The 19,760-nt window shown below is 69.8% G+C and carries 16 protein-coding genes; 11 read left to right on the forward strand and 5 right to left on the reverse strand.

Annotated features, from left to right (window positions below):
- Nucleotides 1–63: 63 nt before the first annotated feature.
- Together ABLG96_RS04740 and ABLG96_RS04745 are read right to left on the reverse strand one after the other, a co-directional pair.
- The gene (locus ABLG96_RS04740) at nt 64–351 is read right to left on the reverse strand and encodes an antibiotic biosynthesis monooxygenase (protein WP_353650251.1); all 288 of its coding nucleotides are present in this window, start codon (nt 349–351) and stop codon (nt 64–66) included.
- Nucleotides 345–2,717: a DEAD/DEAH box helicase gene (locus tag ABLG96_RS04745; protein ID WP_353650252.1), complete on the reverse strand. Its 2,373-nt coding sequence runs from the start codon at nt 2,715–2,717 to the stop codon at nt 345–347. Before ABLG96_RS04745 ends, ABLG96_RS04740 begins: the two co-directional genes overlap by 7 nt.
- 114 nt (nt 2,718–2,831) lie before the next feature.
- On the opposite strand from ABLG96_RS04745, the gene xylB reads away from it, so the two are divergent.
- From xylB to ABLG96_RS04765, 4 genes are all read left to right on the forward strand, one after another.
- Nucleotides 2,832–4,250, forward strand: a complete 1,419-nt coding sequence (xylB, locus tag ABLG96_RS04750) for a xylulokinase (RefSeq protein ID WP_353650253.1) — start codon at nt 2,832–2,834, stop codon at nt 4,248–4,250.
- A 205-nt stretch (nt 4,251–4,455) separates the two neighbouring features.
- The gene (locus tag ABLG96_RS04755) at nt 4,456–6,771 is read left to right on the forward strand and encodes a sodium-translocating pyrophosphatase (RefSeq protein WP_353650254.1); all 2,316 of its coding nucleotides are present in this window, start codon (nt 4,456–4,458) and stop codon (nt 6,769–6,771) included.
- A 125-nt stretch (nt 6,772–6,896) separates the two neighbouring features.
- Entirely contained in the window at nt 6,897–7,589 is a 693-nt protein-coding gene (locus ABLG96_RS04760) for a hypothetical protein (protein ID WP_353650255.1), read from the forward strand.
- Between the two features lie 211 nt (nt 7,590–7,800).
- The gene (locus ABLG96_RS04765; RefSeq protein ID WP_353650256.1) at nt 7,801–8,613 is read left to right on the forward strand and encodes a hypothetical protein; all 813 of its coding nucleotides are present in this window, start codon (nt 7,801–7,803) and stop codon (nt 8,611–8,613) included.
- 196 nt (nt 8,614–8,809) lie between these two features.
- Here ABLG96_RS04765 and ABLG96_RS04770 read toward each other — a convergent pair whose 3' ends face one another.
- Nucleotides 8,810–9,232, reverse strand: coding sequence for a hypothetical protein (locus tag ABLG96_RS04770; protein WP_353650257.1), 423 nt, complete (start codon nt 9,230–9,232; stop codon nt 8,810–8,812).
- On the opposite strand from ABLG96_RS04770, the gene ABLG96_RS04775 reads away from it, so the two are divergent.
- The 7 genes from ABLG96_RS04775 to ABLG96_RS04805 all read left to right on the forward strand — a co-directional run bounded on the left by ABLG96_RS04775 (nt 9,210) and on the right by ABLG96_RS04805 (nt 17,539).
- The gene (locus ABLG96_RS04775; RefSeq protein ID WP_353650258.1) at nt 9,210–9,662 is read left to right on the forward strand and encodes a hypothetical protein; all 453 of its coding nucleotides are present in this window, start codon (nt 9,210–9,212) and stop codon (nt 9,660–9,662) included. The genes ABLG96_RS04770 and ABLG96_RS04775 overlap by 23 nt on opposite strands.
- Nucleotides 9,663–9,689: 27 nt before the next feature.
- Nucleotides 9,690–10,355, forward strand: coding sequence for a hypothetical protein (locus ABLG96_RS04780; protein WP_353650259.1), 666 nt, complete (start codon nt 9,690–9,692; stop codon nt 10,353–10,355).
- Between the two features lie 130 nt (nt 10,356–10,485).
- Nucleotides 10,486–13,308: a type I DNA topoisomerase gene (gene topA, locus ABLG96_RS04785; RefSeq protein ID WP_353650260.1), complete on the forward strand. Its 2,823-nt coding sequence runs from the start codon at nt 10,486–10,488 to the stop codon at nt 13,306–13,308.
- Nucleotides 13,309–13,402: 94 nt separating this feature from the next.
- Entirely contained in the window at nt 13,403–14,119 is a 717-nt protein-coding gene (locus ABLG96_RS04790; protein ID WP_353650261.1) for a hypothetical protein, read from the forward strand.
- A complete protein-coding gene (locus ABLG96_RS04795; RefSeq protein WP_353650262.1) occupies nt 14,109–16,307 on the forward strand; it encodes an MFS transporter in 2,199 nt (732 codons plus the stop codon). The genes ABLG96_RS04790 and ABLG96_RS04795 overlap by 11 nt, the downstream gene beginning before the upstream one ends.
- Before the next feature lie 202 nt (nt 16,308–16,509).
- Nucleotides 16,510–17,004, forward strand: coding sequence for a tRNA (cytidine(34)-2'-O)-methyltransferase (locus tag ABLG96_RS04800; protein WP_353650263.1), 495 nt, complete (start codon nt 16,510–16,512; stop codon nt 17,002–17,004).
- Between the two features lie 10 nt (nt 17,005–17,014).
- A complete protein-coding gene (locus ABLG96_RS04805; RefSeq protein ID WP_353650264.1) occupies nt 17,015–17,539 on the forward strand; it encodes a GNAT family N-acetyltransferase in 525 nt (174 codons plus the stop codon).
- A 23-nt stretch (nt 17,540–17,562) separates the two neighbouring features.
- Here ABLG96_RS04805 and ABLG96_RS04810 read toward each other — a convergent pair whose 3' ends face one another.
- Both ABLG96_RS04810 and ABLG96_RS04815 read right to left on the reverse strand, forming a co-directional pair.
- Entirely contained in the window at nt 17,563–18,027 is a 465-nt protein-coding gene (locus ABLG96_RS04810; RefSeq protein ID WP_353650265.1) for a GNAT family N-acetyltransferase, read from the reverse strand.
- A gap of 649 nt (nt 18,028–18,676) precedes the next feature.
- Complete coding sequence (locus ABLG96_RS04815; protein WP_353650266.1) at nt 18,677–19,708, reverse strand: hypothetical protein; 1,032 nt, start codon at nt 19,706–19,708, stop codon at nt 18,677–18,679.
- Nucleotides 19,709–19,760: the final 52 nt, after the last annotated feature.

A 19,760-nucleotide genomic window follows, 5' to 3' on the forward strand; every position in this document is an offset into this window, starting at 1 on the left:
GCACGCACCGGGCCATCCAGCATGTGGCGGGGCCCAGTCAGCACGCGCCGGAGAGCTGTCGCCTCAGGAGAGCGCGCGCTCGGTGTCGGTGTCGAACTCGCTCACCGATGCACCCAGGATCTCGGCGCCCTGCTCGTCGTCCACTCCGGCACCCCGGAACGCTGCCACTGCCGCCTGCGATTCCCAGCGCTCGAAGATGTTGATCCGGCGCGGATCCACGATGTCCGGCGACAGCGCGAAGTCGAGGTTGCCCGCAGCAGCGCGGCCCTGCTCGACCGCGGAGACGCAACCGGCTAGGTAGGTCTCCCGCTGTGCAGCGTCAACGATCAGATGTCCAGCAACGATCACCATGGTGATGCTCCTTCTTCTTCTTCTCGAGTACCGAGGACCAGATCGAGCACGGTGACGGCCCCGTCCTTGAAGAGTGGGTGGTTCCCGTTGCCGCACTTGGGCGACTGGATGCAGGAAGGGCAGCCGGAGCGGCACTCGCACGAGGTGATGGCCTCGCGGGTCGCCTCCAGCCAGGGCCGGAACACCGCCGCCCCGCGGTCGGCAAAGCCCGCGACACCCGGTTGCCCGTCGTAGACGATGACGGTCGGCAGGCCGGTGTCCGGGTGCAGGTTGGTCGACAGCCCGCCGATGTCCCAGCGGTCGCAGCCGGCGAACAGCGGCAGCAGTCCGATCGCGGCGTGCTCGGCGGCGTGCAGCGCGCCGGGCAGTGCATCCTCGGTGATCCCGTTGTCCAGCAACAGCTCCGGATCCAGGGTGTAGATCACCGCGCGGGTGTCCAGCGTGTGCTCCGGCATTTCGAGGGGGATCAGGTCCATCAGCTCGCCACTGTGCCGTTGGCGCTGGTAGGCGATCACCTGCTCGGTGACCTGGACCGCGGCCGTGAACATCCGCACGCCCGGCCGGATTCGTTGGAGCGTGGGGGATCCCAGGATGGTCACCGACGACAGCGACCGGGAGATGGTGATCCAGTCGGGGTTCTCGGAGTGGACCAGCGCGACCCCCTGCTCCAGGTCGAGTTCGTCGACCACAAAGCTGTTGCCCTGATGCAGATGCACGGCACCGGGGTGTACTGCCGAGGGTGCCTGTGCCGCATCGACGGTGCCGAGCATCCGCCCGGTGGCTTCCTCGACGATGGCGACCTGGCCGGCGCCGGAGCCGCGCAGGTCGACGTCGATCGCCGGGTGGTGCGGCAGGACGTGGTACCAGCCCTGCGCCCGATGACGCAACAGCTTGGCGTGCACCAGATCTGCCAGCACGGAACGGACATGGTCGGGGTCGCCGAACAGGGCGAGGTCGTCGTCGGTCAGCCGCGCCTCGGCCGCCGCGCAGCGCAGGTGCGGGCCCAGCACGTACGGATTCTGCGGATCGGTGACCGCTGCCTCCACCGGTCGCCCGAACACCGCAGCAGGGTGGTGCACCAGGTAGGTGTCCAGCGGATCGTCCCGCGCGACGAACACCACCAGCGCCTCGGCGGCATCCTCGCCACCGCGTCCGGCCCGCCCGGCCTGCTGCCACAGCGAGGCGAGGGTGCCCGGGAAGCCCGCGATGAGCGTCGCATCCAGCCCGGCGATGTCGATCCCCAGCTCCAGCGCCGTGGTCGAGGCCACCCCGAGCAGATCCCCGGAGTCCAGGGCCTTCTCCAGCAGCCGACGGTCTTCGGCGAGATAACCACCCCGGTAGGCGGCCACCCGATCGGCGACGTCCGGATCCGTGCGCTCCAACCGTCGCCGCGCCGACAGCGCGACCTGTTCCGCTGCCCGGCGGGAGCGGACGAACGCCAGCGTCCGCACCCGCTCGGCGACCAGGTCGGCCAGCATTCGCGCGACCTCCTTCGGCGCGGACCTGCGGACCGGGGCGCCGTCCTGATGGTCGCCGGTGGACGCCGTGTCCTCGTCGCGGACCAGCGGCGGTTCCCAGAGCACGAAGCGTCTGGCTGCTCTGGGTGCCGAGTCCGCCGAGATGGTGACAACTTCCCTGGCGTCGAACCCCGTCAGCCGGGACGCCGCCTCGGCGGGGTCGGCGACGGTGGCCGAAGCCAGGATGAACACCGGATCGCTGCGGTACAGCGCGGCCACCCGGCGCAGTCGCCGGATCACCTGCGCCACATGGGATCCGAAGACGCCGCGGTAGCTGTGGCACTCGTCGATCACCACGTACCTGAGTCGCCGCAACAGCCGGGCCCACCGTTGGTGCATCGGCAGCACTCCCCAGTGCAGCATGTCCGGGTTGGTGAGGACGAAGCGTGCGTGGTCACGTACCCAATCGCGCTCGTCGAGGGGTGTGTCGCCGTCGTACGCCGCGGGACGGACGCCGGGCAGGCGCAGTTCTTCGAGGGCCGCCAGCTGATCGGCGGCCAGTGCCTTGGTGGGTGAGAGGTAGAGGGCACACGCCTTGTCGTCGGTGAGCAGGTCCGACAACACCGGCAGCTGGAATGCCAGCGACTTGCCGGAGGCGGTTCCCGTCGCGATCACCGTCGGTCGGCCGTTGTGCCCGGCATCGGCGGCCTGCACCTGGTGCAGCCAGGGCTCCTGCACCCCGCGACGCCCGAGCGCCTCGCGCAGCTCGGTCGGCACCCACCGCGGCCACGGCGCGGTGGTGCCGGCCCGCGCAGCGAGATGCTCGACATGGGTCACCGGCTCCTGCCACGCCGGGACGGCGCGCAGCAGCACGCCGAGCAGGTCGCGGTCGTCCGGTGCGTGATGCATTCCTCGATTGTCCCGCCGGGCTCCGACGGTCGCGACGCACGCCGCGCCGCGCCGCGCCGCGCGGTGTGCGGGGGACGTACGTCACCCGCGGGGAGATGCGGGAATGATGAACACATGACGCCCGCGCAGACAGTCATCGGGATCGATTCCTCCACCCAGTCGTGCAAGGCGGTGGTGTGCGACGCGGAGACCGGCGCTGTGCTCGCGGCGAGCAAGGTCGCGCATCCGGACGGCAGCGAGGTCGACCCACGGCACTGGGAGGACGCGCTGGATCGTGCCCTGCGGGAACTGCCGCCCGAGCTCGTCGCTACGGCCGCCGCACTGTCGATCGGCGGCCAGCAGCACGGCATGGTGGTACTCGACGAGGCCGGCGAGGTGATCCGCCCTGCTCTGCTGTGGAACGACCTGCAGTCCGCTCCGGACGCCGCCGACCTGGTGGCCGAACTCGGCCCGCAGCAGTGGGCCGACCGGGCGGGCAGCGTGCCGAGCGCCAGCTTCACCGTGACGAAGCTGCGCTGGCTGGCCCGGCGGGAGCCGGAGAACGCCGCCCGGACCGCGTCCGTGCTGCTGCCGCACGACTGGCTGACCCACCGGCTCGCAGAGCCGGGCACCGAACCGACCACCGACCGCGGCGACGCCTCCGGCACCGGCTACTTCTCGCCGGCCGATGGCACCTACGACGACGACCTGATCACCCGCGCCCTCGGCCACCGGCCGTCGCTGCCACGGGTGGCCGCCCCGGCGGCGATCGTCGGCCGTACCCGCGCGGGCCTGGCGCTCGCCGCCGGTACCGGCGACAACATGGCGGCCGCGCTCGGTCTCGGGCTGCGGGCCGGCGACGTCGTCGTGTCGCTGGGCACCAGTGGCACGGTCTTCGCCTCCGCCGAGGTTCCGACGGCCGATCCGACCGGCGTCGTCGCGGGCTTCGCCGACGCCTGCGGGCGGTATCTGCCGCTGGTCTGCACCCTCAACGCCGCCCGGGTGCTGACCACCACTGCAGCGTTGCTCGGTGTCGACCTCGCGGGGCTCGATGCGCTGGCACTGGGCGCCGCGCCGGGGGCCGGTGGGGTGACCCTGCTGCCGTACCTGGACGGTGAACGTACTCCCAACCTGCCGGACTCGTCGGGCTCGCTGCACGGCCTGACCCGGGCGTCGATGACGCCGCAGAATCTCGCGCGGGCGGCCGTCGAAGGGATGTTGTGCGGCCTCGCGGACGGCGTCGATGCACTGGCGGCCACCGGGTACCAGGTGCAACGGGTGCTGCTGATCGGCGGCGCAGCCGCGTCGGCAGCGGTCCGGGCCGTTGCGCCCGATCTGTTCGGTGTACCGGTGCAGTGCCCGCACCCGGGGGAGTACGTCGCGCTCGGGGCAGCCCGCCAGGCGGCCTGGGCCTCGGGCGGTGCTGCCGGCCCGCCCAGCTGGGAAGTGGGCCTGGACGCGACCCCCGAGAGCGGTGGCTCGGCGGCCCGCGACGCGTCCGCCGCAGCCCGGAAAAAATATGCGCAGGTCCGCGGCAGTCTGTGGGGCGCTTGACCGGCGAACGCTCGACGCGGGTGTGACTCGCCCCACGCCCGGGGCATGGTGCGTCCGGGTCGTGGCTTAGGGTGAGCGCCAGCACGTCGGGTGTCCGGCGTGGATCCCTGTCAAGACCAGCGCCGGTCGCCCCTCCTGGCATCGGCGCGCGCCGGTCACCGCCGCTCGGCGGCCCGGCCTCCCAGATGAAACGGTAGGAGTGCCCATGATCAGGCCCAGCCTGCAGGCCGCGACCCAGCTCGCAGCGAACGCAGACGTCCAATTGGGGGGTGGCGACAAGGTCCTGGTGATCATCGTCGGCATCGTCGCTCTGGTGGCGTTGGCCATCGCCTTCGTCCTGCGAGCCGAGGTGCTGACAGCGGGGCAGGGCACCCCGAAGATGCAGGAGATCTCCGAGGCCGTCCAGGAGGGTGCCGCCGCGTACCTGACCCGGCAGTTCAAGACCCTCGTCGTCTTCGTCGTCATCGTCTTCGCCCTGTTGTTCGTGCTGCCCGCAGACTCCACCGGCGAGCGGATCGGCCGCAGTATCTTCTTCCTGTTGGGCGCCGGCTTCTCGGCCTTCGTCGGGTACACCGGCATGTGGCTGGCCACCCGGGCCAACGTCCGCGTCGCCGCGGCCGCCAACGAGGGCGGCACCGAGGGTCGCGACAAGGCCATGCGGATCGCGTTCCGCACCGGCGGCACCGTCGGTCTGACCACCACCGGACTCGGCCTGCTCGGCGCGGCATTCGTCGTGCTGGTCTATGTCGGCGACGCCCCGAAGGTGTTGGAGGGCTTCGGCTTCGGTGCAGCCATGCTCGCGATGTTCATGCGGGTCGGCGGCGGCATCTTCACCAAGGCCGCCGACGTCGGCGCCGACCTCGTCGGCAAGGTCGAGCAGGGCATCCCGGAGGACGACCCCCGCAACGCCGCCACCATCGCCGACAACGTCGGTGACAACGTCGGCGACTGCGCAGGGATGGCCGCCGACCTGTTCGAGTCCTACGCCGTGACCCTGGTCGCCAGCCTCATCCTGGGCTCGGCCGCGTTCGGCACCAAGGGCCTGATCTTCCCGCTGATCGTCCCGGCGATCGGCGTGCTCACCGCGATCATCGGCGTCTACATCACCAAGCCGCGGCGCGGCGAGTCCGGCCTGACGACGATCAACCGCAGCTTCTACATCTCCGCCGGCATCTCCGCCGTGCTCTGCGCGATCGCGGCCTTCACCTATCTGCCGACCAACTTCGCTGCACTCGGTATGACGGGCAGCGGCAACCCTGCGCTGATCGCCATCTCCGCGGTGATCATCGGCATCGTCCTGGCGGCCGTCATCCTGTGGTTGACGGGCTACTACACCGACACCAAGTCCAAGCCGACCCAGGACGTGGCCGCCACCTCGGTGACCGGTCCGGCGACCGTGGTGCTGTCCGGTATCTCGCTCGGTCTGGAGTCCGCGGTCTACACCGCGCTGGTCATCGGCGCCGCCGTCTACGGCGCGTTCCTGCTCTCCGGGAGCATCGGCGTCGCGCTGTTCGCGATCGCGCTGGCCGGTTGCGGACTACTCACGACCGTCGGCGTCATCGTCGCGATGGACACCTTCGGGCCCATCTCCGACAACGCCCAGGGCGTGGCCGAGATGTCCGGCGACGTCTCCGAGGAGGGAGCCCGCACCCTCACCGATCTCGACGCCGTCGGCAACACCACCAAGGCCATCACCAAGGGCATCGCGATCGCCACCGCCGTTCTGGCGGCCACCGCGCTGTTCGGGTCCTACCGCGACGCGATCGCCCAGGCACTGGTCAAGGCGGGAGACGTCGCCGCCGATGGCATCCTCGCCTTCTCGACCAACATCATGAGCCCGAACACGCTCGTCGGCGTGGTCCTCGGCTCGGCAGTGGTGTTCCTGTTCTCCGGGCTGGCCATCAACGCGGTCTCCCGCGCTGCCGGCGCCGTCGTGCAGGAGGTGCGCCGCCAGTTCCGCGACATCCCCGGGATCATGGAGGGCACCGCCAAGCCGGAGTACGGCAAGGTCGTCGACATCGTCACCCGCGATTCGCTGCGTGAGCTGGCCACCCCTGGTCTGCTCGCGGTGTTCGCGCCGATCGCCGTCGGCTTCGGCCTCGGCGTCGGTCCGCTGGCCGGCTTCCTCGGCGGCGCGATCGCCACCGGCACCCTGATGGCCGTCTTCCTGGCCAACTCCGGTGGCGCCTGGGACAACAGCAAGAAGCTCGTCGAGGACGGCATGTACGGCGGCAAGGGCTCGTCGGCCCACGACGCCACCGTCATCGGTGACACCATCGGCGACCCGTTCAAGGACACCGCCGGCCCGGCCATCAACCCGCTGCTCAAGGTGATGAACCTGGTCTCGCTGCTGGTCGCCCCGGCCGTCGTCGGTCTGTCGGTCGGCGTCGATGCCAGCACCGGTATCCGGATCGCGATCGCCCTGGTCGCGGTGATCATCATCGTGGTGTCGGTGGTCATCTCCAAGAAGCGCGCCAGCGTCATCAACACCGAGGCGCCGGCGGCGGGAGCCAGGGCCTGACGGAACTCTCACCCGCCACCGGGCCGGTCCGCGACTGCGGACCGGCCCGGTGGCGGCTCGAGCCGGTGGGTAATCTTTCCTCTGCGGTCGCGTCGAGTGCGACCGTCCGGGGGAGGAGAACGACGATGCGCACTACTTCAGCGGTGACCGGTGTTGTCACGGCGGCCTTGCTGATCCTGACCGGCTGCGGGTCCGACACGACCGGCGCAGTGACCCCGACCGCGGCGCAGACGAGTGCCACAACGTCGTCCGCCGCGATGGCTCCGTCGCAGCAGGAGTCTGCCGACGCGTCCGCGACCTCGTCGCAGGACAGCTCGCCGACCACCGTCGGGAGCGGTTCGACGACAGCGCAGGGCACCGAGGCCGGCGGCGCCGACGAGCAGAGCGTCGCGTGGTTCGACACGCTGTGCTCCGGTCTCGGGCCCGTCAAGGACCTCGGCAGCATCTCGTCCGAGGTGGACCGGTCCGATCCGATAGGTTCCCTGCAGAAGCTGGCTCCGAAGTTCGCAGCAGCAGGCACCTCGGTGACCCAGGTCGCCAAGAAGCTCTCCGCACTCCCGGGGCCCACGTTCGCCGGCGGCAAGGCCTATGCGGCGAAGGTCACGCGCACTCTGGCGACGGTCGGTCCCAAGCTCACCGCCTTCGCCAAGACACTGCCTGATCTCGACCCTGACGATCCCGCGTCCCGCAACACGCTGACCGATTTCGCCCGCACCCTGCAGGACGCCGCCCAACCTCTGATCGACCTGGGAAGTCTGCCGGCCGAGGCGCAGGCCGCACCATCGGCCGCGCCGGCCTGCCAGGCACTGGGCGGCTGATGCCGTTGCCGGGAGCACATCGTGATGGGCTCGTGACCGCTCTCCGGGTTTCGGCAGAAAGTTCCGGGGAATTGCGGTTGGCCGGATTCCAGGTTCGGGGGAACCATCCACGTACGGTGCCCATCGTTGTTAGCGTCAGAACTGTGTGGCCGGACCCGGCCCACCACACCCCACGGTCGGTACACCTCGACCGTCAGGAAGGAACACACCGATGAAGCGCACGACCACCGCCCTGAGCGCATTCGCCGCGGGCGCCGCCCTGCTCCTCGCAGGATGTGGCTCGGACACCGCCGGTACCGCAGCCTCCCCCTCCGCCTCACAGCCGGCGAACATCACCACCTCGGCGGCCTCCAGCACGCAGGACAGCACATCGGCGGATTCCACCAGCCAGGAGCCCAGCAGCTCCGAGGACACCAGCAGCTCCGAGGACACCAGCAGCTCCGAGGACACCAGCAGCTCCGAGGACACCAGCAGCTCCGAGGACACCAGCAGCAGCGAGCCCGCCACCGACGACTCCAGCACCGCCGACACCTCCGCGACCACCACGGTCGGCAGCGGCGGTGACCTCGACGAGGCCAGCGTGACCTGGTTCGACACCTACTGCAGTGGGGTGTCCCCGGCTCTGACGGATGTCAAGAACCTCTCCGGGACCATGCAGGGATCCGGCAGCGATCCCAAGAAGCTGCTGCAGACGCTGTCGAAGACCTTCACCTCGATGGGTAGCGCGTTCACCAAGACCGCAAAGGACCTCGACGGCGTCCCCGTTCCGACCTTCAACGGCGGCGATACCCTTGCGACCTCCGTCACCAAGGCGATGAACGAGTTCGGTCCGAAGTTCAGCAAGCTCGGTGCAACGCTGGCCAAGGCCGACCCCAACGATCCGAAGGCCCTGGCGCAGCTGCAGGACCTGGGCAAGGACATGAAGGGCCTGCAGGAGCTCAGCAGGTTCAAGGTCGATGCCGGCACGTTGGCGGCCATCAAGGAGATTCCGTCCTGCAAGTCGCTGTTCAGCGCGGGTAGCTGATCTCCCAGCACTGATCTCCCCGCACTGATCTCTCGCTACGAGATCCGCTGCGACCCACACATCGGCCGGTGTCCCCGAGAGGGGACACCGGCCGATGCTGCTTCGTGGGTACGGTGAACTGCGGTACTGCTCCATCCATCACTCGCGTCAGTACCACTTGTCGTCCGCCACGTCTGGAGTCCCCGATGCATTCCGCTCACCCGAACCGCCCCCGCCTGGCGTCGATCGCCGCCCTCGCCGCCGCCTTGCTGCTGAGCGCCTGCAGTGGTGCCGATGCCCAGCCGGGCACCGGGACGCCGACCGTCCCGACCTCGACGACGAGTTCCTCGGCGGCTGCGTCCAGCACCGGCAGCGCGTCAGGATCCTCGACCTCCGGCTCGACGCCCGGCTCGACCTCCGGCTCGACGCCCGGCTCGACGCCCGGCTCGACCTCCGGCTCGACGCCTGGCTCAACCTCCGGCTCGACGCCCGGCTCGACCCCCGGTTCGACCAGTGGTTCGTCGTCAGCCCTGATCACCGGTACGACGTCGGTACCCCTGACCACCCGCCCGCCGAGTTCCACCCCCAGCGCACCGGTGCCGAGCGGATCGGCCTCGGTGGGATCCTTCGATCCCGACACCGTCCGCTACTTCGCAGCGCTGTGCTCCGGACTGCAGGACAAGCCCCGCGACCAGTACGAGGGCCTCACCGGTGATCTGGCCACCAAGCGCGCCCGCACGGTCGACCTGTTCACCCAGCAGGCCGAACGCCTGGACGGAGCGACGGACGGCATGAAGGCAGCGGGCATCCCGAACATCCCCGAAGGGGCGGCGCTCGCTTCCGCCACCATCGCCACCTATCCGAAGGTGGCGGCCGCCGCGCGCCAGGGCGCCAAGCTCGTCGCCGGCGCCACCAGCCAGGCAGAGTTGGATGATCAGTTCCAGGCTGCGCGCGAGGCGACCGACGCAGCCGGCGCGCCGTTGGACGACGTGGCGGAGATCATCGGTGCGCCCGCTGTCGTCGGTCAGATGAAGAAGATCGCCGCCTGTGCGTCGGTGCTGAACGGCTGATCGGCTTCCAGCCGCTACGGTTCGCCCGTGGACCAGTTGTCGTTGTTCTCGATCGGGGTCGCCGAGCCGACGATTGCCGACCTGGGCGGGCTGCTCGCCGGCCCGGGACAGATCACGCTCGGTTCCGGCGGTGCCCGGCTGTCAGTGCTCGTGCCACAGCGCTGGCGCGCGGACGCGCTGGCCCGTGAGTTCGCGATCCGTGACGTCGACGCGCGCGTGCGCGAAGCGGATCCCCACGAGTTCAGCTCGCTGATCGACGAGGTCGGCGCTGCGCCCGACCCGACCGCCGAGGAGTCGACCGGGGAGCACCGGCCGATCGGGCCGATGTACCTGGTGCGCAGTGAGCGGTGCGCGGCGTTGGTGCCCCTGGCCGCTGCGTGGACCAGGGGAGCGGTCAAGCAGGCAGCTGCCCTTCCCACAGCTCCCGGCGGATTCCTGCGCTGCTGGGCCCTGGCGTCCGGACGCTGCGATGCGGCCGGCTACCTGCTCGGACTGGATCCCCGTGCGGAGCAGTTGCACACCCGTTTCGCCTCGGCGCTGTCCGCTGTCGGTTTGACCGGCGTGTTGCTGGGCGGTCGGGCCGGCGGCCCGGCGGTGCGTATCGTCGGGCGGAGAAGGCTCGCGCGGCTCGCCGAAATGCTGGGGGATCCGCCCCCGGGAGCGCCGGAGGACGCGTTCCCGTCGGGCAGGTGACCGCCGGCGGCCGACGACCTGGTCGCATCCGGGCCGCGGTCCTCGAGCAGGCGGTCCCACGGGCACTGTCCGCCGGTGTGGCATCATGCGCCACAGCACCACCTCCAGAAACCAGGAACGCGAGAGAGAAATGGCTGCAGCCAAGACGCCGAACCGACTCGTGGTCGTCGAATCGCCCAACAAGGCGAAGACGATCGCGGGCTACCTCGGCGACGGGTACGTCGTCGAGTCGTCGATCGGCCACATCCGTGATCTGCCGCGTGGAGCGGCCGACGTACCTGCCAAGTACAAGGGTGAGCCGTGGGCCCGCCTCGGGGTCGACACCGACCACGACTTCGAACCGCTGTACGTCGTCTCGGCCGACAAGAAGGCCCAGGTCGCCAAGCTCAAGTCGCTGTTGGCGAATGCCACCGAGCTGTACCTCGCGACAGACGAGGACCGCGAGGGCGAGGCCATCGCCTGGCACCTGCTCGAGACGCTCAAACCCAAGGTCCCGGTCAAGCGGATGGTGTTCCACGAGATCACCAAGGCCGCGATCCAGGCCGCCGCCGCCAACCCGCGCGAGCTCGACACGAACCTGGTCGACGCCCAGGAGACCCGTCGCATCCTCGACCGCCTGTACGGCTACGAGGTGTCGCCGGTGCTGTGGCGCAAGGTGATGCCGCGGCTGTCGGCCGGTCGGGTGCAGTCGGTGGCGACCCGGATCGTGGTCGAGCGGGAGCGGGCCAGGATGGCGTTCGTCTCCGGCACCTACTGGGGCCTCGACGGGCACTTCACCCCCGAGGAGGCCAAGAGCGGTTTCGCCGCGTCGTTGTCCACGGTGGACGGCCGTCGGTTGGCCAGCGGTCGGGACTTCGTCGAGACCACCGGTCGGCTCTCGGCCGGCGCGGTCAAGGCTGACGTGCTGCTGCTCGACGAGGACGGCGCGCGCACCCTGGCGGCCGAGCTGGACGGTCGGACGTCCTCGGTGACCTCGGTCGAGGACAAGCCGTACACCCGCAAGCCCTACCCGCCGTTCATGACCTCGACGCTGCAGCAGGAGGCCGGTCGCAAGCTCGGCTTCGGTACCGAGCGCACCATGCGTGCGGCGCAGCGGCTCTACGAGGGCGGCTACATCACCTACATGCGAACCGACTCCACCACGCTCTCGCAGACGGCACAGACCGCAGCCCGTGCCCAGGCACGGGAGCTCTACGGCCCGGAATACGTCCCCGACGCGCCGCGGCAGTACACCAAGAAGGTCAAGAACGCCCAGGAAGCGCACGAGGCCATCCGTCCCTCCGGTGAGCACTTCCGCACCCCCGGCGAGGTCAGCCGGGAGATCTCCGGCGATGAGTACCGGCTGTACGAACTCATCTGGCAGCGCACCATCGCCTCCCAGATGGTGGATGCCCGCGGCCAGAACCTGCAGGTCCGGATCACCGCGACCACCGGGTCCGGGACCGCGTGCGTGTTCGCCGCGTCCGGTCGCACCATCACCTTTCCCGGGTTCCTGCGGGCGTACGTCGAGACCGTCGACGCCGAGGCCGGGGGCGAGGCCGACGACGCAGAGAAGCGGCTGCCGAACCTCACCGAGGGTCAGCAGTTGGCCGTCAGCGACCTGCTGCCCGGTTCGCACAGCACGTCGCCGCCTGCCCGTTACACCGAGCCGAGCCTGATCAAGGCGCTCGAGGAGCTGGGCATCGGTCGACCGTCCACCTACGCCTCGATCATCCGCACCATCGCCGACCGCGGCTACGTCTGGCGCAAGGGTCAGGCCATGGTGCCGAGTTGGATCGCCTTCGCCGTCGTCGGACTCATGGAGCAGCACTTCGGCCGACTGGTCGACTACAACTTCACCGCCGCGATGGAGGACGAGCTCGACGGCATCGCCGAAGGCCGGATCGGCCGGGTGCCCTGGCTGAAGTCGTTCTACTTCGGGGGCGACATCGGCCCGGAGGGCGGCGTCGGCCAGGCCGGTGGTCTGAAGAAGATGGTCGGTGAGAACCTCGAGGACATCGACGCCCGCGAGGTCAACTCGCTGCCGCTGGTGAAGGACTCCGACGGTCGTCAGGTGTTCGTCCGGGTGGGCAAGTTCGGCCCTTACCTGGAACGCACGATCACCGACGAGGCCGGTGCGGACCAGCTCGAGCGGGCGAACCTGCCCGAGGAGCTGGCACCCGACGAGGTGACCACCGCGACCGTCGACGAGCTGTTCGTGAAGGCAGAGAGCGGCGACATCGAGCTGGGCACCGACCCGGAGTCGAAGAACCCGATCATCGCCAAGGACGGGCGCTACGGCCCGTACGTCACCGAGGTGTTGCCGGAGGACACCCCGAAGACCGGCAAGAACGCTGTGAAGCCGCGGACGGCCTCGTTGTTCAAGTCGATGACGCTGGAGAGCATGACGCTCGAGGGTGCGTTGCGGCTGCTGTCGCTGCCACGCGTGGTCGGCAAGGACCCGGAGTCCGGCGACGAGATCACCGCCCAGAACGGTCGCTACGGTCCCTACCTGAAGAAGGGCACGGATTCGCGATCCCTGGTCGACGAGGAGCAGCTTTTCACCGTCACCCTCGATGAGTCCCTGGCCATCTACGCGCAGCCCAAGGCCCGGGGTCGGGGCGCGGCCGCTGCGCCGCCGTTGCGCGAACTGGGTGTCGACCCGGCGACGGAGAAGCCGATGGTGATCAAGGACGGCCGGTTCGGGCCGTACGTCACCGACGGCGAGACCAACGCCTCGCTGCGCAAGGGTGACGAGGTGACGACGCTGACCATCGAACGCGGCGCGGAACTCCTGGCCGAGCGACGGACCAGGGCTCCCGCACCCAAGCGTGCGGCCGCGAAGAAGCCGGCGGCCAAGAAGCCGGCGGCCAAGAAGCCGGCGGCCAAGAAGGTCGCCGTGAAGAAGCCGGCCGCGACCACCACCCGCACGGTCAAGGCCAAGGCCTCTGCCGCGAAGAAATCCGGTAGCTGAGCTGCCGGGAGGCCCGCAGGTCACCCGTTCGGGGGTCGGCGGTCGCCCGACATGCCTACGATCAGCGGTATGACGTGCAGGGGCGGTGAGTGGCGTGGCCGATGACGCGACGATCCGGGATGCGCTGACCGGATCGGACGGGACCGCCGATCCGATCATCCCGGTGCGCCCCGACCCGATCTTCCCTGACCCGACCGCCGCCGGACCGATGGTCAGCACCCCAGCGGTGACCGTGCCACGATTCGACACCGGGTTCGTCCTGCCCAGGGTTGCCATCGGCGAGGAGGCGCTGCTGGAGGCAGAACGGCAGCTGGAGGCCGAGCGCGAGCTTGCCCGGCAGGCCACCGAACGTGAGCGTCAGGATCGCAACACGGCCGAGGGTCGACAGCGCACCGAACGCCGCGCCATCGCCGGCGGGTACTCGATCCCGTCCGTCACCGGCGGGGCCTTCGTCCGGCCACCGACCCCCGTCCGGCCGACGGATTTCTCCCGGTTGCCGCCACCGACCGCTGCCCAGTGGACCAGGCCGCAGACTCCCGGTTCACCGGCACAGGGCTTCACGCCGCCGCAGACCGGGCCGGCCTCGCCATGGAAGTCGACGAACCCGCAGGCCCAGCGGTTGCAACAAGCGATGCAGCAGTGGTCGACGCAGGCGGCCACCCGACGCGGCGGGTCGGGCAGCACCTCGGCCCGGAAGAAGAGCGGCAGTGCCGTCGGCTGCCTGGTCTTCATCGTGTTCGTGTTCGTCATCTTCGGTCAGGCCGGTGAAGGTCTGATCAACCTGATCAAGAGCATCTTCGATGGCCGCTGACGCGAACGGGTCCCACGGGGCGCCGGCTTCGGAGGCCACCTCACCGCAGGCGCTGAACAGAGCCCACTCACAGAGCGCGCTGGGGGAGCTGTTCCGGATCCCGGTGTTCCGTCGGCTCTGGGCCGGCATCACCATCTCCAGCCTGGGCGACTGGCTGGGCCTGCTGGCCACCACCGCCCTGGCCGCCTACCTGACGCGCGACTCCTCCGGCATCGCGCAAGGTGCCGCGGTCTCCGGAGTTCTCGTCACCCGGTTGTTGCCCGACCTGATCCTCGGGCCGATCGCCGGCGCGATCGTCGATCGCTTCGACCGGCGCAAGCTGGCGATCATCTGCGACCTGGCCGCCGCGGTGCTCTATGCGGTGATCGCCCTGACCGCGAATCTGCCGGTACTGCTGATCGCCCAGTTCCTCGTCGAGGCCGTCGGGCTGTTCTCGACGCCGGCGAAGCAGGCGATGTGGGTCAACATCGTCCCGCGTGACCGGCTCGCCACCGCGAACCAGCTCAACTACGTCTCCATCTACGGCATGGTCCCGGTGGCGTCGGTGCTCTTCGCGCTGTTGTCGACCATCTCGCAGTTCTTCGGGTCGAGCTCGCAGGTGGCCTCATCGACCGGCCTGATGGCGGGCAGCTCGTCGGTGGCCGCCGTGCAGGTCGCGCTGTTCTTCAACGCGGCCACCTTCCTGCTGACGTCGATGATCCTGTACTTCTCCCGCCGGATGATCCCGGCCTTCGTCGGTGAGCGCTCCACCACCCGCAGCGTCTTCACCCTCATCCGCGAGGGCATCTCGTTCGTCAAGAACAGCCGGGTGATGCGCGCGCTGTACCTCGGCATCCTGGGCGCCTTCGCCGGCGGCGGACTCGTGGCCGGGGTCGCGCAGTCCTACGTCGGTGCGCTCGGTGCCGGCAACGCCGGCTACGGCATCCTGTTCGGCGCAGTGTTCACCGGGCTGGCGCTCGGGATGCTGGTCGGCCCGAAGGTGTTGCCGGCCGTTCCGCGGCGAGTGGTGTTCATCGTCTGCATCGGCCTCGCCGGGGTCATGCTCCTGGTGATGAGCGTCATCCAGGACTTCGTCGGAGCCGTGGTGACGGCATCGGCGATGGGATCAGCTGCCGGCATCGCCTGGATCACCGGCTTCACGATGATCGGCCACGAGGTCTCCGACCAGTTGCGCGGCCGGGTGTTCGCCTTCGTCATGTCGTCGGTGCGGTTGACCCTGCTGGGCTCCATCGCGATCGGTCCGGTGTTGGCCGGTGCGTTCGGCGGCCACCAGCTGACCATCGGCCAGTTCACCCTCTCGATCAGCGGCGCAGGTCTGGTGCTGGCGCTCGGTGGGGCGGTGGCCGTGATCGTTGCGATCATCGCAGGTCGGCAGGTCGGCGGCACCAAGAGCGGCGTGCTGCGCCGGATGATGCAGCGGCGTCGGCTGATCAACCGGCAGGCCACCCGCAGCGGGGTGTTGATCGCCGTCGAGGGCAGCGACCGGGTCGAGACGCGAAGGGTTGCCGACGCGGTCGCCGGGCTGCTGGGCGGGCAGGGGTGGGACGTCGTCGACCTGCACGGGGAGCCGACGCCGGCGGCCGACTACACCTCGCTGCCCGTTGCTCTGCGGGCCGGAGCGGACCTGGCGGAGCGCCTGCGGACCGAGATCGATCCGCGGCTCGCAGATGGCGCTGTGGTGATCTTCCGCGACTACCTGGACTCGCTGGTGGTCCGGTTCGGCGCGCTGGGCGGGCTCGACGAGTTCCGCCTGGTGCGGCTGGCGCAGTGGGTGTCGGACGGCAGCTGGCCGGACCTCACGATCATGGTCGAGGCGGGTGCTGCGGCAGAGCCACTGCCCGCCGATGCTGTCGGCGCCGCCGACGATCTGGAGCCAGCGGATCCGGGGCTCGGCACCACCGGGATCGCACTCGAGTTGGCGAAGGACTACGAGGACGGTCCGCGGATCACCGATCCGGACGATCTGGCAGAGGCGGAGGCCGCCTACCGCGAGCGGGTGGCGTCCGCCCCCGAACGCTACGTGAGGGTGTCCGCGCTGGCCGCTCACGCCGAGGAGCTGTCGCTGGAGTTGTTGGAGCGCATCGCTTCCGTCCTGCGATCCCGTGATCCGCGGGTGCTGACCGACCCCACCCTCGATCTCGCGGACGCGACCCGGACCGATGAAGCCGCCACCCCTTCGCGGTCCTGACGGTCGCTTACCGGCCAGCTTCGCGGTCCTGACGGTCGCTTACCGGCCAGCTTCGCGGTCCTGACGGTCGTCTGCCGGACACGTTCGCTGTCCTGACGGTCGCTTACCGGCCAGCTTCGCGGTCCTGGCGGTCGTCTGCCGGACACGTTCGCTGTCCTGACGGTCGTCATCGTGGGCACGGAGCGCGTGCCACGATGGGTGCGTGTTCCGACTCGCGTTCCACGAACCCAAGATCCCGGGCAACACCGGCGGTGCTATCCGCACCGCGGCAGCCACCGGCTGCGAACTGCACCTGATCGGCCCGCTGGGATTCGACCTGGACGACGCGAAGCTGCGCAGGGCCGGACTCGACTACCACGACCTCGCCTCGGTCACCGTGCACGCCGACCTCGAAGTCGCCTGGGCTGCGTGGATGCCCGCTCGGGTGTTCGCCTTCACCGCACACGCGGCGGCCAACCACGCCGAGATCGCCTATCTCCCGGGCGATGTGCTGCTGTTCGGCACCGAGCCGACCGGCCTGCCGGCCGCGGTGCTGCAGGACGACCGACTCGCCGGCACGGTCCGCATCCCGATGCTTGCCGGTCGGCGGTCGCTGAACCTGTCCAACGCCGCCGCGATCGTGGCCTACGAGGCCTGGCGTCAGCATGGGTTCGCAGGGGCGTCCGACGGGGATGTTCCGGGGATCGGCGAGGGGTGAGGTGCTGGCGGTGATCGAGACCGATCGACTGTTCCTGCGACGCCAGATCGCTGCAGATGATGCTGCCGTCCTCCACGAGTTGTGGACCGAACGTGACCCGAGGGTGCCGCCGCATCGGCGGATCGGGCCTGACGGCCGGCCGGTCCTGGAGGACATCGCGGCCCAGATCGACGCCGATAGCGACGACCCCGGGCGCGAATTCCTGACGATCGTGCGAAAGCAGGAGGGCGACGTGATCGGTTACTGCGGGCTGCTCTTCGTGGGCCGAGGATCGGCGCACGAACCCGAGATCGCGTACGAGTTGCTCGGTCGGGCTCACGGAGCCGGCTATGCCACCGAGGCGGCCGGCGCCCTCGTCGCCTGGGCGCAGGAGCGGGGCTTCGGGCGGCTGTGGGCGGGCGTGCGGGAATGGAACCTCGCGTCCCGTCGCGTCCTGCAGAAGCTGGGCTTCGTCGAGACCGGTCAGGTCGAGCCGGACGCCGCCTACGGCGACTCGCTGGTGGTGGTGCGGACGTTCCCGGGCTCGACCGTCTGAACATCTCGGCCGACGACACATGCTCAGGCCAGAATGCGCGCCAGGATCAGCGTCGGTCCGTCCCAGTCGAGCCCGTGATGCTCTTCCAGAGGAATGAATCCGGTGCGGTGGTAGAACGCCCGGGTGGTCGCATATCCGTCGTGCGGGAACGACGGCCCGACGGTGTGGACGGACAGCAGGCGACAGCCGTCAGCACGGAGATCCGCGGCCAGTCGGTCGATCAGCGCTCGCCCGATCCCTGAGCCGCGCTCGGTGGGCGCAACGGCGATCAGGTGCAGCTCCGCGGACTCTGGAAAGTGCCGGGCCACCAGGGCGATCGCGACGGTGCGGCCGGCTCTGGTGGCGAGCAGGCTCCGGTACCTCTCGTCCGCCGCCGCTTCGGTGTAGCTCTCGATGGCGGCAGGGTCGCCGAACCAATCGGGCAGCGACTGCAGGAGGGTGCGGACGGCCCGTGGGTCGCGTGCGTACAGCAGCTCGACGTCGGCCATCGGGTGATCGTCCCACGAGGACAGGGTCGTTGTTCGCTCACGGGCTCGACCGGCGCCTGTCCGACTTCGCCATTCGCTCTCGTTCGGCGGCCAGAGCATCGGCTCAGCGGGACCCCACCGCCATCGCTGCCTCGTCACGTCGGGTCAGCAACGGGCGGGTACCCAGGATGACGTCTGGACTTTGATCAGTCATGTCCACCCCCACCTGTCGCCGTTCCGCGACCACGACGGGCTCGCGCGGGTCGGCGACGATCTCTCCGGACTCGGGTTCTCCGACCTACGCACCCCGCTGACAGTGGTGACCGGCTATCTGACCGATGCTCGCGCGGGCAACTGCGTGGATGCTGCTGCCACCTACTGGGGGTCTCCGCGCGACGACGGACAGCGAGGAGATCTTGCGAGGACACCATCTCCGCCTTCGCCGTCAGCGCGCACGAGGCTCCATCGACGTCTGCGAAATCCGATGTCGTGGCAGCCACGCTGACGACCGCTGGGTCTTCGGACGGGACCGTTCAGCCCGGGAAGGTCGTCCGGTTCTTCCAGCTCGAACGCCAGTCGGACGACACCTGGCGGATCACTGAAGGCGGCAGCGGGCCCTGACCGCCTTCCTGAAGTGCGCGATCGCGCAGGCCGGGTTCCCGAGCTGCACTCAGCCGAGCTCGACGGTCAACCCGTCAGCGGTGAAGGTGACGTCCCCGTCGAACTTCGCCGTACCAGAGGCGCTCATCCGGTCGACGACGGCGCCCGAGCTGCGATCTGTGCAGACGGTGGTCACGGTGCGGCGCAGCGTGCTCTGAGCAGCGATGGCTGTGTGGTCGACCGTCCACTCCGGGGGAGCGGAGAACGTGACAGTACGAGTCGTCCTGGCGCCGACGCAGAGCTCGAGTGCGCCGCCGCAGCCGGACTTCGGGTCCACCGTCGGCCGCTCGCACGCGGCGACCACTGCATCGGCCTGCCGCTTCGCCTCAGCTTCTCCATCAGCATTGATGATCGAAGAGAGCAGGACGCCCTCCGGCTCGGGGAAGTCGAGCGCCTGCACGGTCTTCGGTGCACTCCGCAGGAACGGGTGTTGCGGGAGCCCGAGCGACCACTCGCCGGGCGGCACCCGGAAGGCAACCTGCTTGCCTGCCGGCACAACCGGATCCACGCGCACCCGATGCCCGTTGACGAGCAGTTCCGACAGGTCCCGGTCTGCTCGGATGTCGACAGCCCGCAGCGCCCCGGGCGCCCGGATTTCGGTCAACCGGTTCGTCACCGGCAGTCGCAGCCCCGGCACCTCAGGGCTGGTGATCGTGAAGGTGCCGGAGCCGTCGGTCCGGGAGAGGTCGGCGGTGATCTCGACCCGCTTGCCTGCCAACGCGTTCGCGGCCACCACCTCTGCCACCAACAGGTCGGTACGGGGTGAGCTGGTGTCGTCCTCGACCAGCACGCGCAGGACCTCGGCGTCCGGTGTGGTGAGCGCATCAGCCAACTGCTGGGTCGCGGTGCCCGCCGCAGTGTCAGCTCCGCCGGAGCTGCATCCCGCCACGAAGATGGCGAGGCAGATCGTCAGTGCCGCTGCAGCCAGTGGTCGGGTGGTAGCCCTCGGTCCCATGGCCTCGAGGGTACGGAGAGTCGACACCCGCCACGGTTCTTCGGCGCTCCGACGCCACAGCACTTCGGCCTCTTCGGGCGTTGTCACCGAGTTCTCCCTCCGGGCGTGGCACTGTGGAGTTCGGTACTGCTATTCATCC

Source organism: Nakamurella sp. A5-74 (assembly GCF_040438885.1).
Taxonomy (GTDB): domain Bacteria; phylum Actinomycetota; class Actinomycetes; order Mycobacteriales; family Nakamurellaceae; genus Nakamurella.